The 13,018-nt window shown below is 42.6% G+C and carries 15 protein-coding genes; 14 read left to right on the top strand and 1 reads right to left on the bottom strand.

Annotated features, from left to right (window positions below; translation table 11 throughout):
• Nucleotides 1–30: 30 nt before the first annotated feature.
• The 12 genes from paaA to paaX all read left to right on the top strand — a co-directional run bounded on the left by paaA (nucleotide 31) and on the right by paaX (nucleotide 10,161).
• Complete coding sequence (gene paaA / locus MLE14_RS02085) at nucleotides 31–999, top strand: 1,2-phenylacetyl-CoA epoxidase subunit PaaA (protein WP_243296607.1); 969 nt, start codon at nucleotides 31–33, stop codon at nucleotides 997–999.
• Nucleotides 1,000–1,010: 11 nt separating this feature from the next.
• Nucleotides 1,011–1,391: a 1,2-phenylacetyl-CoA epoxidase subunit PaaB gene (gene paaB / locus MLE14_RS02080; protein WP_243296606.1), complete on the top strand. Its 381-nt coding sequence runs from the start codon at nucleotides 1,011–1,013 to the stop codon at nucleotides 1,389–1,391.
• Nucleotides 1,360–2,184 (top strand): 1,2-phenylacetyl-CoA epoxidase subunit PaaC, encoded by an 825-nt coding sequence (gene paaC / locus MLE14_RS02075; protein WP_243296605.1) that lies wholly within the window; start codon nucleotides 1,360–1,362, stop codon nucleotides 2,182–2,184. Before paaB ends, paaC begins: the two co-directional genes overlap by 32 nt.
• 42 nt (nucleotides 2,185–2,226) lie before the next feature.
• Nucleotides 2,227–2,724 carry a 1,2-phenylacetyl-CoA epoxidase subunit PaaD gene (gene paaD / locus MLE14_RS02070; RefSeq protein WP_243296604.1) on the top strand — a complete coding sequence of 166 codons (498 nt, stop codon included), beginning with the start codon at nucleotides 2,227–2,229 and terminating at the stop codon, nucleotides 2,722–2,724.
• Between the two features lie 70 nt (nucleotides 2,725–2,794).
• The gene (locus MLE14_RS02065; RefSeq protein WP_243296603.1) at nucleotides 2,795–3,088 is read left to right on the top strand and encodes an EthD family reductase; all 294 of its coding nucleotides are present in this window, start codon (nucleotides 2,795–2,797) and stop codon (nucleotides 3,086–3,088) included.
• Nucleotides 3,081–3,857 (top strand): enoyl-CoA hydratase/isomerase family protein, encoded by a 777-nt coding sequence (locus tag MLE14_RS02060; protein WP_243296602.1) that lies wholly within the window; start codon nucleotides 3,081–3,083, stop codon nucleotides 3,855–3,857. Before MLE14_RS02065 ends, MLE14_RS02060 begins: the two co-directional genes overlap by 8 nt.
• 9 nt (nucleotides 3,858–3,866) lie before the next feature.
• Nucleotides 3,867–4,640 carry an enoyl-CoA hydratase-related protein gene (locus tag MLE14_RS02055; RefSeq protein ID WP_243296739.1) on the top strand — a complete coding sequence of 258 codons (774 nt, stop codon included), beginning with the start codon at nucleotides 3,867–3,869 and terminating at the stop codon, nucleotides 4,638–4,640.
• 19 nt (nucleotides 4,641–4,659) lie between these two features.
• The gene (locus tag MLE14_RS02050) at nucleotides 4,660–6,177 is read left to right on the top strand and encodes an aldehyde dehydrogenase family protein (protein WP_243296601.1); all 1,518 of its coding nucleotides are present in this window, start codon (nucleotides 4,660–4,662) and stop codon (nucleotides 6,175–6,177) included.
• An 87-nt stretch (nucleotides 6,178–6,264) separates the two neighbouring features.
• Nucleotides 6,265–7,134, top strand: a complete 870-nt coding sequence (locus MLE14_RS02045) for a 3-hydroxyacyl-CoA dehydrogenase (protein WP_243296600.1) — start codon at nucleotides 6,265–6,267, stop codon at nucleotides 7,132–7,134.
• Complete coding sequence (pcaF, locus tag MLE14_RS02040; protein ID WP_243296599.1) at nucleotides 7,135–8,343, top strand: 3-oxoadipyl-CoA thiolase; 1,209 nt, start codon at nucleotides 7,135–7,137, stop codon at nucleotides 8,341–8,343.
• A 12-nt stretch (nucleotides 8,344–8,355) separates the two neighbouring features.
• Nucleotides 8,356–9,132, top strand: a complete 777-nt coding sequence (locus MLE14_RS02035) for an enoyl-CoA hydratase-related protein (RefSeq protein WP_243296598.1) — start codon at nucleotides 8,356–8,358, stop codon at nucleotides 9,130–9,132.
• A 138-nt stretch (nucleotides 9,133–9,270) separates the two neighbouring features.
• Nucleotides 9,271–10,161, top strand: coding sequence for a phenylacetic acid degradation operon negative regulatory protein PaaX (gene paaX, locus MLE14_RS02030; RefSeq protein WP_243296597.1), 891 nt, complete (start codon nucleotides 9,271–9,273; stop codon nucleotides 10,159–10,161).
• Nucleotides 10,162–10,229: 68 nt separating this feature from the next.
• Here paaX and MLE14_RS02025 read toward each other — a convergent pair whose 3' ends face one another.
• Nucleotides 10,230–10,751: a gamma carbonic anhydrase family protein gene (locus MLE14_RS02025; RefSeq protein WP_243296596.1), complete on the bottom strand. Its 522-nt coding sequence runs from the start codon at nucleotides 10,749–10,751 to the stop codon at nucleotides 10,230–10,232.
• Nucleotides 10,752–10,836: 85 nt separating this feature from the next.
• Between MLE14_RS02025 and MLE14_RS02020 the strand changes: the two genes are divergently transcribed.
• Together MLE14_RS02020 and MLE14_RS02015 are read left to right on the top strand one after the other, a co-directional pair.
• On the top strand, nucleotides 10,837–11,796 hold the full coding sequence (locus MLE14_RS02020; RefSeq protein WP_243296595.1) for an NAD(P)H-dependent flavin oxidoreductase: 960 nt from the start codon (nucleotides 10,837–10,839) through the stop codon (nucleotides 11,794–11,796).
• 165 nt (nucleotides 11,797–11,961) lie between these two features.
• A complete protein-coding gene (locus MLE14_RS02015) occupies nucleotides 11,962–13,014 on the top strand; it encodes an ABC transporter substrate-binding protein (protein ID WP_243296594.1) in 1,053 nt (350 codons plus the stop codon).
• The last annotated feature ends 4 nt before the right edge of the window (nucleotides 13,015–13,018 follow it).

The following is a 13,018-nucleotide window of genomic DNA, read 5'->3' as shown; positions in this document are numbered from 1 at the left end:
ATATAACTAAAAAAGGAAGGGGTTAAAACTATGTCAATTTCTTCGACCTTCTCTTCTATGACAGAAGACGAGAAGTATCAGCGTTTTATGGAGCGGATCGAAGCAGGTGAGAAAATAGAAGCAGATGACTGGATGCCAGAGGAATATCGGATTGCGTTGATTAAGCTTATCTCGATGCACGGGATCAGTGAAATTATGGGAGCATTGCCTGAGAAAGAATGGGTGCCAAAAGCACCGAGCCTAAAAAGAAAGCTGGGAATTATGGCAAAGGTTCAAGATGAAATGGGGCACGGACAATTGCTTTTGCGCGTGGCTGAGGATTTGATGAAGCCATTAGGCAAAAACCGCGAGCATATTATGCAGGATCTGTTTTCAGGAGATTTAAAGTTTCATAATGTGTTCCATATGGAAGCGCCTACATGGGGAGATGCCGGTTTAATTGGCTGGCTTGTAGATGGAGCTGCTATTATCTCACAAACCAATATGTTAAATGCCAGTTATGGACCTTATGCCCGTGCACTTCAGCGGATTTGTGCGGAAGAAGTGTTCCATGCAGCCCATGGAGAATCTATTATTCTTGCACTAGCTGAAGGTACCGAGGAGCAAAAAGCGATGATTCAGGATGCAATCGACCGCTGGTGGCCAGCCTTACTGATGTTTTTTGGTCCGGCATCTGCAGAAACAACTGGTTCATCTAAGCAAGACATTACGATTAAATATAAAATTCGCAAGAAAACGAATGAAGAGCTCAGACAGCAATTCTTTGATAAATACATTCCAAGAATGCTAGCTCTTGGATTAAGACTGCCGGATCCAACGATGTATTATGACAAAGACCAAGAAAAGTGGGTTTACCAGCAGCCAGATTGGAATGAATTCAAGAAAATTATCAAAAATGAAGGACCAAAATCAAAAGCAAGACTCCGCCTCAGGGAAATTGCATACGAAAACAACAGCTGGGTTCGAGAGGCTCTTAAGCCTGACAGTGTAGCCGTTTAGGAGGGAACAGCATGGCTGACAATCATACAGAAGGCTTTTATGAAGTTTTTGAAGTATTTAGTAAACGTAATGAAAAAACAGATATGCAATATCAATTTAGTTTGCTTGCGCCTAACCATGAAATCGCGCTGGTAATGGCACAGGAAAATTTTATGCGGCGCGAGCCCGTTATAGATATTTGGGTAGTGAAGCGTTCAGACATTAGAAAAATGACTGAGGAAGAAAAAGAAACATTAAAGCGAATTGATAATAAAGATTACCGCCTTACGAAGGGTTACGGTTATTTAAAGAAAAAATGGCGTGAATATGAGCAAGGGGTATTAGACGAAAAAGAAATTCTATCATGGGGGGAGGATCAAGATGCTGCTAATCGAAAACGGACAACAAGCTAAAGAAAATCGAGCCTACTGTGAAGCCCTGACAGAGCTTCTATATCAGCTTGCAGACGACGATTTTCTCCTGGCATTTAGAGGATCTGAATGGTTAGGGCTTGCCCCTCATATCGAAGAGGATGTGGCTTTTTCCTCCATCAGTCAAGATACGATGGGTCATGCAGCCATGTATTACCAGCTTCTTGAAGAGCTCGGTGAAGGGGATGCTGACTTCTTGGCGCATGGCAGAAAAGCATCAGATAGAAAAAATGCGATTCTTTTAGAACTAAAAAATGGTACAGGAACGTATTTAGAAGAACCTAGGTACGACTGGGCTTTTACCGTAGTCCGAAACTATTTTTACGACACGTATAAAAAGATAAAACTAGATTCATTGAAAAACTCAAGTTATGTACCGCTGCGGAACGCTGCCATTAAAATCAGTATGGAGCAGTATTACCATATTATGCATTGGTCCACGTGGTTTAAGCAGCTTACACTTGCAAAAGGCGAAGCACGGGAACGCATGAGGGAAGCAATCGGTCGAGTGTGGGATGAATTTCAAGGGGTGCTTTCACTTGGCGCTTTAGCAGATGAGATGGTACATCATCAGCTGATTGATTGTGAAGATAAGCTGACAGAAGCGTGGATTTCTTATATGAAGCCAATTTTGGCAGAAGTTCAGGTGGATTTTCCGGGTCCGTGCAAGATGAAGCTAGGAAATGGACGCGAAGGAATCCATACAAATGATTTAGAGGACGCGCTTAACACACTAAGTGCCGTATATGCATCCGATCCAAATGCTGTTTGGTAGACTTCTGAAGGCGATGACTAAATTTTAGAAAGCAGTGGTGATATGAAACTCCAATCTGAGCTTCATAAAAAAGTTTTAGAGGTTCTTCATAATGTGAAGGATCCTGAAATAGATTCTGTTAGTGTAATAGATTTGGGGATGATTGAACGGGTAGAGGTTGAGGATGGCCGAGTACAGATTGAGGCTCTTCCTACTTTTGTCGGATGTCCAGCCCTGGATATAATTCGCAATAATATGGAAAAGGCAATTTATCAGCTTCCGCAGGTTCAGCGTGTTGAGGTTCGTTTTATTTATGACCCGCCTTGGACATCTGATCGTGTTACTGAACGGGGGAGGGAACGTTTAAAAGAATTTGGAATTGCACCTCCCCCAAAGTACTTGGAAAAGGATGGACTTTGGAAAGTAGATTGCCCTTATTGCGGGTCGCCATACACAACGATGGAAAACCTCTTTGGGCCAACTGCGTGCAGAAGTATCCTTTACTGCAAATCTTGCAAAAATCCGTTTGAAGCCATGAAGCCAGTATCTACCATGATGTAACTGATATACCAGCCTATCTTAGAAAGTCCCTAAAGCAAATCAAATCTATGTTAAGAAAGGAAGCCGAACTATGTATAAAGTAATCGTATTGTACAAAAAACCTGAAAATCCTGCGGAATTTGATGATTACTACTTTAACACCCATATGCCAATCACGAAAAAAATCCCTGGTCTGCAAAACATTAAAGTAACAAAGCTTAAAGGTGAGCATGACTATTATTTAATGTGTGAAATGTATTATGAAAATAAAGAAGCCTTTAAAGCTGCTTCACAGACGGAAGAGGCAAAAGCTTCGTTGAAGGATGCCAGTAAGTTTGCCGGACATTTAGCAACCTTTATGTTCGGGGAAGAAGAGAATGTCTAATTTTCAATATATTGAAGTGTCGGTGAAAGACGGGATTGGTCATGTTTGTTTAAATCGGCCAAAAGTGTTAAATGCATTAAACCGGGCAATGATTCGTGAAATTGTAGCCGTTTTTGATGAATTCGATCAGCGCGATGATGTGAAAGTGATTGTTTTGACTGGAAAAGGCAGGGCTTTTGCTGCTGGTGCAGATATCGATGAAATGGCCGATGATGATGCAATTCGTATGGAGCTTCTCAACCAATTTAAAGATTGGGACAGAATGAATATGATAAAAAAACCGATCATTGGAGCAGTTCAAGGCTTTGCACTTGGCGGAGGGTTTGAACTCGCATTAAGCTGTGATTTGCTTTTTGCAGCTGAAGATGCAAAATTTGGATTTCCTGAAATCAACATTGGTGTGATGCCTGGAGCAGGAGGTACCCAGCGTTTAACCAGACTTATGGGAAAAACGAAAGCCTTAGAGTGGCTTTGGTCTGGCGAGATGATGTCTGGAAAGGAAGCCCTTCATTATGGGGTGGTCAATCGGCTGATTGCGCCTGAGCTTTTGTGGGAGGAAACCTTTCAGTTTGCTAGAAAAGTAGCCTCCAAACCTGCATTATCGGTCCGTCTCATTAAGGAAGCGGTAGAAAAAGCAGAAGATTATACGTTAGCTGAAGGCATGCAGTTTGAAAGAAAGAACTTCTATCTCTTATTTGCATCAGAGGATCAAAAAGAAGGGATGAAAGCCTTTCAGGAAAAAAGAAAGCCATCCTTTAAAGGAAGATAGGTGAACGACGTGTTTGAAACGATAGTAACTGAAGAAAAAAATAACGTTCTTTGGCTGACCCTAAATCGTCCTGACAAACTCAACGCTTTTAATGAACAAATGAATAAAGAGGTAACGCGGGCTATCAAGGACGCAGGAAAAAACGCAAATATTAGAGCCGTTGTCATAACTGGAGCCGGGAGAGCGTTTTGTTCAGGACAGGACTTAAGTGATGTCGGCGAAGACTCCGATTTTGGCGAGGTTTTAAGAACACGCTACAATCCGATGATTGAAGCAATTGCCGGACTCGAAATACCAGTGATCGCGGCAATCAACGGTGTAGCTGCTGGAGCTGGGATGAGCTTGGCACTTGCTTGTGATTTTCGAATCGCTTCAGAGAAAGCTAGTTTCGTAGAGGCTTTTATCCACGTTGGATTAGTTCCAGATTCAGGCAACCTGTACTACCTGCCTCGTATCGTTGGACTAGCCAAAGCAATGGAGCTTGCCGTTTTAGGTGAGAAAATCAATGCAGAACAAGCCAAAGAGTATGGTCTTGTCACTCAGGTTGCTGCAGCTGAAGTATTTGATCAAACCGTAGAAGCTTTTGCATCGAGGCTTGCACAAATGCCGACCAAAGCAATTGGTCTCATTAAACGATACTTACGGATTAGCTTCGATGAAACATTAGAAGGAATGCTGGAAAAAGAAGCGTATGCTCAACAAATAGCAGGTCATTCAGCTGATCACAAAGAGGGCGTTCAAGCCTTTTTAGAAAAAAGAAAGCCTGTGTTTAATGGGAACTAAAAAAGAGGAGGAATGAACGATGGCAACAGTTAAGGAAGAAAAAATGGAAGTATTGCCGGTTAAAAGAGAACATTACTCACTAATCATTGGCGGAGAGCGGGTTGAGAGTGTTTCAGGTGAAACATACACTACATACAACCCAGCGACAGGAGAGGCAGTTGCAACTGTTGCAAAAGCATCCATTGAAGATGCAGAAAGAGCGGTTCAGGCTGCCAGACACGCATTTGACAATGGTAAGTGGAAGCGCTTTCCAGTAGGGAAGCGAGCTCGTGTTCTTAACAAAATTGCCTCGATCATGAGAAGCCGCTTTAACGAATTGGTTGAACTTGAAGTATTAGACAGCGGAAAAACGATTTCAGCAGCTCAAGGCCAAGTGATGCAGGCGATTGAGGATTTTGAATTTTACGCCGGAGCGATCGTAGGACACAGAGGAAATGTAAACAGCATGCCAGGTCAATTTTTTAACTATACCCAAAAAGAACCGGTTGGCGTGTGTGCACAAATTATTCCTTGGAATTATCCGCTGATGATGGCTGCGTGGAAAATAGCTCCTGCTCTTGCAGCTGGCTGTTCAGTAGTGCTTAAACCTGCGAGCTTAACTCCATTGACAGCCATTGTATTGACTGAAATTTGTCATGAGGCTGGAGTTCCAGAGGGCGTTGTCAATGTATTGCCTGGTTCAGGTTCGAAAATAGGGAACTACTTAGTGGAGCATCCAATAGTAGACAAGGTTGCCTTTACTGGGTCTACACCGATTGGGAAGGATATTATGGCAAAAGCATCCCAAACTTTAAAGCGAGTTACCTTAGAGCTTGGCGGAAAATCTCCTAGTCTGATTTTTGAAGATGCCGATGTTGAAGCAGCTGTAAATGGTTCACTATTTGGTATTTTCTATAATACTGGTCAATCATGTGAGGCGCGTTCTCGCATTTATATTCATGAGAGCATTTACGATCAATTCATCGAGAAGTTTGTTGAAAAAACCAAGCAATTAAAGCTTGGAAATACCCTTGATGCTGGGACACATGTGGGGGCTATTATCAGCAAAGATCAGCTGGAAACGATTGATAGCTATGTTCAATCGGCGATTGAAGATGGTGCGACAGTTTTAGCAGGAGGAAAGCCTGCCGTTGTCGAAGGATATGAGAAAGGATATTGGTATGAGCCAACGATCATAGCAGATGTCAATCATTCGATGAAGGCTGTAAAAGAAGAGATCTTTGGGCCAGTGGCTGTCGTCATGAAATTTAAGGACGAAAAAGAAGTGATTGGTCTTGCGAATGACTCTGAGTACGGTCTTGCTTCTGCGATTTGGACAAAAGACCATGCCCGGGCTACTCGTGTAGCGAACGAAATCAAATCAGGGATCGTCATGATTAATACACCTTTCTCTGCTTTCCCGGGCACACCGTTTGGCGGCTACAAGCAATCCGGATTTGGCCGTGAGCTAAGTATTGAAACATTAGACCTCTATTCAGAGACGAAGAGTGTTCTGTCTTACTTTGGAGCTAAGCCTTTAAATCCTTTTGGTTTGTAAGATTAAAAATTTCATAGATGCAAAAGTGCGAGCAACTCCTGCAGACTGCTCGCCTTTTGCCATTTAATGAGTTAAGGGGTGACGATAATGATTCAGCGTGTAACCGTAATCGGTTCAGGAGTAATGGGGCGAGGAATCGCGTATGTAGCCGCAGTTGGCGGTTTTGAGGTGGAATTAGTCGATGTGAAGGAAGAAGCCTTAAAAAGTGCTGAGAACGAGCTAAATCTGATCTTTGAAAAAGGGGTGCAGAGAGGGAAATTAACCTCTAAACAAAAGGAGGCAGCTAAAGACAGACTAGTCTTTACGACTGACCTTGAAAAATCCGCGGAAAAAGCAGATTTAGTAATAGAGGCTGTACCTGAAAATATTCAAATTAAGCAATCAGTGTTTGAAACAATTGACAAGCATGCCGGTCCACATGCCTTTTTTGCGACGAATACGTCGACGATGAGTCCGACAGAAATAGCCTCTTTTACAAAAAGACCAGAACGGGTTATAGCGATGCATTTCTTTAACCCTGTACATAAAATGCCTTTAGTTGAAATCATTAAAGGATTAGAAACGAGCGAGGAAACGGCAAAGATGGCACAGGAAGTTGCGGTAAAAATGGGAAAGGAGACCGTAATGATTAATGAATTCCCTGGCTTTGTTACAAGCCGTATTAGTGCCCTTGTCGGAAATGAAGCCTTTTATATGCTTCAGGAAGGTGTCGGAACAGCGGAAGAAATTGATAAAGCGATTAAACTGGGCCTAAATTACCCGATGGGTCCATTTGAGCTCGCAGATCTGGTTGGGTTAGACACCCGGTTAAATAATTTAAATTACCTTCATAAAATGCTGGGTGAAAAATATCGACCTGCACCACTGCTTGTTCAATATGTGAAGGCTGGCCGTTTAGGAAGAAAAACAGGCAAGGGTGTCTACGATTATACAGACATGGGAAAGGGGTTACAGTGAATGAGAGAGGTTGTAATCGTTGACGCAATCCGGACGCCAATCGGAAGGTATAAGGGAGCCTTGAAAAGTGTTAGACCGGATGATTTAGGAGCGATCGTGATCAAAGAATTGGTAAAAAGGAATCCCGAGCTTCCTGTGGAACAAATAGAGGAAGTGATATTGGGGAATGCCAATCAGGCAGGGGAGGATAATCGAAATGTCGCTCGAATGTCGGCTTTATTGGCTGGACTTCCGATTGAGGTTGCAGGGACGACGATTAACCGTCTCTGCGGCTCTGGCTTAGACGCTGTTAATTATGCCGCCAGGGCGCTTATGGTTGGTGACGGCGACATTATGATCGCAGGCGGTACGGAAAGTATGACAAGGGCACCATTTGTCATGGGAAAGCCTGAGAGTGACTTCCCGCGCGGAAATCTCGAAATGTTTGATACGACCATCGGCTGGAGATTTATCAATCCGGAGCTCGAGAGGGAATATGGAACCGATTCAATGCCGCAAACTGCGGAAAATGTGGCGAAACGATTTAACATTAGCAGAGAAAAACAGGATCAATTTGCTTATTCCAGTCAAATGAGGGCAAAAAGAGCAATAGAATCCGGAATCATGGCTGAAGAAATGGTTCCCGTAGAAGTGAAAGGGAAAAAAGGAGCCGTAACCTTGGTTGAACAGGATGAACATCCAAGACCGGATACGTCTTTAGAGGCATTAGCCAAGCTTAAGCCAATCTTTCCAGACGGTACGGTAACAGCGGGTAATGCGTCCGGCGTCAACGACGGTGCAGCCGCTTTATTACTCATGACAGCCGAAAAGGCAAAGGAATTGGGTCTCAAGCCGATGGCAAAATTCCGCGCTGCAGCTGTAGCTGGTCTTGAGCCAAGTGTGATGGGGTTGGGTCCGATTTTTGCAACGAGAAAAGCATTGCAGCGGGCTAGATTGCAGGTTCGAGACTTAGATTTAATTGAGTTAAATGAAGCTTTTGCATCACAGGCCTTGGAGTGTATCAAACAGCTAGAACTGGACCCTGAGAGGGTCAATGTCAATGGCGGTGCGATCGCTTACGGTCATCCGCTCGGTGCCAGCGGAGCCAGAATATTAACGACACTTCTATATGAGATGAAACGAAGAAAGGTTCAATTTGGTCTGGCTACCATGTGTATCGGAGTTGGCCAAGGGATTGCAACGATTATAGAAAACGCAGAGGAGCAATAGGGAGGGAACATAATGAAAAATCTATTATTTGAGTCTAATAACGGCATTGGCTATGTAACACTAAATCGCCCAGAAGCATTAAATTGCTTTAACTATGAAACTCTTGTTGAACTGGGAGAGTTAGTAGAATCGATTCGCTTTAATTCTGGTATTCGTGTCGTGGTATTTACCGGTGCCGGGGAAAAGGCATTTAGTACGGGTGCAGACTTAAAGGAAAGAAAAACGCTAACAGAAGATCAGGTAAGAAGAAACGTATATAAAATCCGTTCTGTATTTCAATCAGTCGCCGAACTGCCGCAGCCTACAATTGCCGCTGTAAACGGGTATGCTTTTGGCGGTGGCTTTGAATTAATGCTTGCCTGTGATTTCCGTATCGCTATAAAAGAAGCGGTGATGGGTTTAACAGAGGTAAGCTGGGCGATTATCCCAGGTGCAGGGGGAACGCAAAGACTGCCGCGCCTGATTGGAGAAGCACGGGCAAAGGAATTAATTTTAACCGCTAGAAAAATTAATGCTGAGACTGCGTATTCATACGGCTTGCTTACAAAAATCGTGGATAGGGAAGTGTTAATGTCAGCCTGTGAAGAATTGGCTAACGAAATGCTGAAGAATGGACCGATTGCCGTCCAGCAGGCGAAATTTGCGATTCAAAAAGGCATAAATGCTGACATGGCAACGGGGCTTGATTTGGAAGCGAAAGCCTATGAAGTGATTATCCCTACACAAGACCGTATCGAGGCGCTAGAAGCGTTTGCTGAGAAAAGACAGCCAAACTTTCAGGGGAAGTAAATAGAAGTTGGTTTCTAACCGCTTATTATAGTAAAATTTTTAATAGTTTAACTCGACTTTGGCATGGTGAATTCCGTCAGAACGACCTGCAAAAGCTGAGTCATTGTAATTTCATTTTATTGTAAGGAAAGTTGCCTAATGAATAGCAGTTTTAATACGAGATCGATGATATTTACGTTATATGGCGATTATATACGCCATTATGGAAATGAAATCTGGATAGGCAGTCTTATCCGGCTATTAAAGGAATTCGGACATAATGAACAATCCGTTCGGGCTGCGATTTCCCGTATGCATAAACAGGGCTGGGTTAAATCCAGAAAAGAAGGAAATAAAAGCCATTATTATTTAACAAAACGCGGCGTGGAACGGATGGATGAAGCAGCCAACCGTATCTTTAAGCTGAAGCCAGATACATGGGATGGCAAATGGAGAATGCTGATTTATTCGATTCCTGAAGAAAAGCGGACTATTCGCGATGAGTTGCGCAAAGAGTTGGTGTGGAGCGGGTTTGGCACGATTTCCAACAGCTGCTGGATTTCTCCCAATGATTTAACAAAACAAGTGTACGCACTAATGGATAAATATGATATTCGTGAGCATGTTCATTATTTTATTACCGAATATGAAGGTCCTCACGAAAACCACCGTCTAGTACAAGAGTGCTGGGATTTATCTGATATTAATCGCAAATATGAGCATTTTATTGCCAGGTATAGTCAGAAGTATGTGATTGATAAAAACAAAATTCAAAAAGGAGAAATGACTGAAGCGGAATGCTTTGTTGAACGGACCAAGCTCGTTCACGAATACCGCAAGTTTCTTTTTGTGGATCCGGGACTTCCGGAAGAATTATTGCCTGAACAGTGGTTAGGTCAGCATGCTGCCTCTCTTTTTGGAGATTATTATAAAGAGTTGGCAGAACCAGCCAGCCGCTTTTTTGAAGAAGTGTTTCAGCAGGGCAATGAAATTAAAAGGAAAGATAAAGAGTATGACGTGTTTCATCATCCACTCATTGTCGAAGATTAGGAAAGAGGTTGTCTTGTTAAGGGGCAAGACCCCTTTTACAAATGACAACCTCTATTCACAGTCTTTCATTAGCTTTGAGCGGCAAGCTGTTCTTTAAACTGCCGTGCCTTTTCTTCATAAATTTGCACCGTCATACGGAGCATTTCAAAATCTTTTTCCGTTAATTCTCTGACTACTTTTCCTGGTGAACCCAGGACTAAGGAGCGGGGAGGTATTTTCTTTCCAGATGGAATAAAGCTGTTTGCACCTATAAGGGTTTGCTCGCCGACTTCGACACCATCTAATACTGTGGCTCCCATTCCAATCAGAGCGCCCTTTTTAATATGGCAACCATGGAGAATCGCATTATGGCCAACTGATACTTCATCTTCGAGAATAAGCGGAAAGCCCTCGTACAAGTGAAGGGTACAATTGTCCTGAATGTTACAGCGTTTTCCAATGGTAATCGGACCTTCATCACCACGCAATACAGAATTAAACCAAATACTGGAGTTTTCCCCGATTTCAACCTGGCCAATAATATTGGCTCCTGGTGCAATAAAGACAGATGGGTGAATCTTTGGCTCATCACCATTTAGTTTTATGATCATGCTTTCATCTCCTTAGTTTTTGGACTATTTACTATTATTGTAATATTTTTTATATTAAAACACTAGATGTAAGGGGTGAGACAGATTGAATGAGCTTTGCAGATTACTGGACATTCAATATCCCATTATTCAAGGGGGGATGGGGAATATTAGCCATCCAGTATTAACCGCAGCTGTATCAAATGCGGGAGGACTAGGGACACTTGGAGTAGGTACGATGACCCCAAAAGAAATAGAGACCAAAATCATCGAAACGAAGCAAAAAACGGATAAGCCATTTAGCGTCAATATCCCGATTCAAGTAAGCACGGACCCAAAGGCCATGATCAAGCTCGTTATCGAGCATCAGATTCCAGCAGTCACCCTATCTGCAGGAAATCCTGCCCCCTACATTCCAAAGCTGCACGAGCATGGCATCAAGGTTTTGGTTGTTGTAGGTAATATACGTCAGGCTGCTAAAGCTGTGGAAGCAGGTGCTGATGTCATTATAGGGGAGGGGTTTGAAGCGGCCGGGATTAACTCCCCGCAGGAACTTACAACCCTAACACTGGTCCAGCAATTAACGGAAGCTGTGTCAGTTCCAATCGTGGCGGCAGGGGGAATCTCGAATGGCAGAGGTTTAGCTGCGATGATGATGCTAGGGGCTCAAGGAGTTCAAATGGGGACAAGATTTGTCGCGACAAAAGATGCACCTTTTTCATCTGCTTATAAAGAAAAAATTTTGCGAGCAACCGATCATTGTACGGTAGTTCTAGGAAGAAAAGTTGGAAGAGTAAGAAGGGTCTTAAAAACTGCTTATGCTGAAAGCTTGCTAGAAAAAGAGAATGAAAATCTGTCATTAGAGGAATGGGCACAGCTTACGAGTGAAGAATATCATATAAAAGGTGCCATTGAAGGAAATGAAATCGAAGGATTTATGAATAGCGGGCAAATTGCAGCTATTATCCATGACCTTCCATCCGTAGATGAACTGCTTCAAACTATGATGCAAGAATTAATCGATTCAGTCAAGAAAATCAATGAGAAATTGCAGTCTTCCATTTGATTTAAATCTTTTACAAGATTCCTAAAACAAATTGACTAGATTGATAGGAAAATGTTAATATTACTTAAAATTCGAAATCCTTAAAAAAGGTGGAATAATCATTTTTTATTTAAGGGTTATTATTATGAAAGCGATTACAAAAATGCGTATTTAGGGGGAAGATTTATGCTTCAAAAACGAAATTGGTTCAGTATTCTGATCCTAGCACTTGTATGGATGCTAGCTGCTTGCGGCAGTTCCGAAACAAGCGGGGGAAGCGGAGGGAATCAGCCGGAAGAAAACAATGGCGGCTCTTCGGATCCAGCTCCATCGGAAGAGGAAAAATCATACACAATTGGGATCACGCAAATTGCAGAGCATCCTTCTTTAGATGCTGCTGTAGATGGCTTTAAGGCTGCACTTGAACAAAACGGATTAAAAGAAGGCGAAAATGTTACATATGACCTTCAAATTGCTCAAGGAGATGGATCCTTAAGTGCTACAATCGCTACAAACTTTGTAAGCAGCAATGTTGATTTGATTTTTGCAAATTCAACTCCGAGTGCACAAACCGCTCTAGCTGCTACTGACACTATTCCGATTGTATTTACATCTGTAACAGATCCAGTCGGAGCCGAGCTTGTTGCTGCGCTTGACCAGCCTGGACCAAATATCACGGGAACAATGGATTTACATCCAGATGCGATTCCAAACACTTTAAAATTTATTAAAGATGAGCTTGGCGGAACGAAAGTTGGCTTAATCTATAATGCAGGTGAGGCTAATTCCGTATCACAAGTTAACTCTATTAAAGAACTTTTATCTGAATTAGGTCTTGAGGCAGTTGAAGCAACGGTTGCAACTACTGCAGATGTCAAACAAGCTGCCGAATCTTTAGTAGGAAAAATTGATGCGTTTTACATCATTACTGATAATACAGTTGTTTCAGGATTAGAAAGTGTTGTTGCTGTGGCAAACGAAAGAGATATTCCAATGCTTGCCGGAGAGTTTGATTCTGTTGGACGCGGTGCATTGGCAGCATACGGATTTGATTATTACGATATTGGATATGAAGCAGGAGTCATGGCCGCTCATATTCTCCTAGAAGGAAAAAGCCCAGCTGATATCCCAGTTCAAGTTCCTCAAAATCTGAAGCTTGTCATTAACAAACAAGCAGCTGCAGAACAAGGGGTTGAATTGAAGCCAGAGTGGGATAACATCGCAGAATATCTCGAATAAATTA

Source organism: Bacillus litorisediminis (assembly GCF_022808645.1).
GTDB lineage: Bacteria > Bacillota > Bacilli > Bacillales > JC228 > Bacillus_BF > Bacillus_BF litorisediminis.
This window is presented reverse-complemented; position numbering and strand designations above follow the sequence as displayed.

Bases quoted from the DNA above. Each gene is read 5' to 3' on its own strand.
- paaA (WP_243296607.1), top strand. From the start codon at position 31: ATGTCAATTTCTTCGACCTTCTCTTCTATGACAGAAGACGAGAAGTAT.
- paaB (WP_243296606.1), top strand. From the start codon at position 1,011: ATGGCTGACAATCATACAGAAGGCTTTTATGAAGTTTTTGAAGTATTT.
- paaC (WP_243296605.1), top strand. From the start codon at position 1,360: ATGCTGCTAATCGAAAACGGACAACAAGCTAAAGAAAATCGAGCCTAC.
- paaD (WP_243296604.1), top strand. From the start codon at position 2,227: ATGAAACTCCAATCTGAGCTTCATAAAAAAGTTTTAGAGGTTCTTCAT.
- MLE14_RS02065 (WP_243296603.1), top strand. From the start codon at position 2,795: ATGTATAAAGTAATCGTATTGTACAAAAAACCTGAAAATCCTGCGGAA.
- MLE14_RS02060 (WP_243296602.1), top strand. From the start codon at position 3,081: ATGTCTAATTTTCAATATATTGAAGTGTCGGTGAAAGACGGGATTGGT.
- MLE14_RS02050 (WP_243296601.1), top strand. From the start codon at position 4,660: ATGGCAACAGTTAAGGAAGAAAAAATGGAAGTATTGCCGGTTAAAAGA.
- MLE14_RS02045 (WP_243296600.1), top strand. From the start codon at position 6,265: ATGATTCAGCGTGTAACCGTAATCGGTTCAGGAGTAATGGGGCGAGGA.
- pcaF (WP_243296599.1), top strand. From the start codon at position 7,135: ATGAGAGAGGTTGTAATCGTTGACGCAATCCGGACGCCAATCGGAAGG.
- MLE14_RS02035 (WP_243296598.1), top strand. From the start codon at position 8,356: ATGAAAAATCTATTATTTGAGTCTAATAACGGCATTGGCTATGTAACA.
- paaX (WP_243296597.1), top strand. From the start codon at position 9,271: ATGAATAGCAGTTTTAATACGAGATCGATGATATTTACGTTATATGGC.
- MLE14_RS02025 (WP_243296596.1), bottom strand. From the start codon at position 10,751: ATGATCATAAAACTAAATGGTGATGAGCCAAAGATTCACCCATCTGTC.
- MLE14_RS02015 (WP_243296594.1), top strand. From the start codon at position 11,962: ATGCTTCAAAAACGAAATTGGTTCAGTATTCTGATCCTAGCACTTGTA.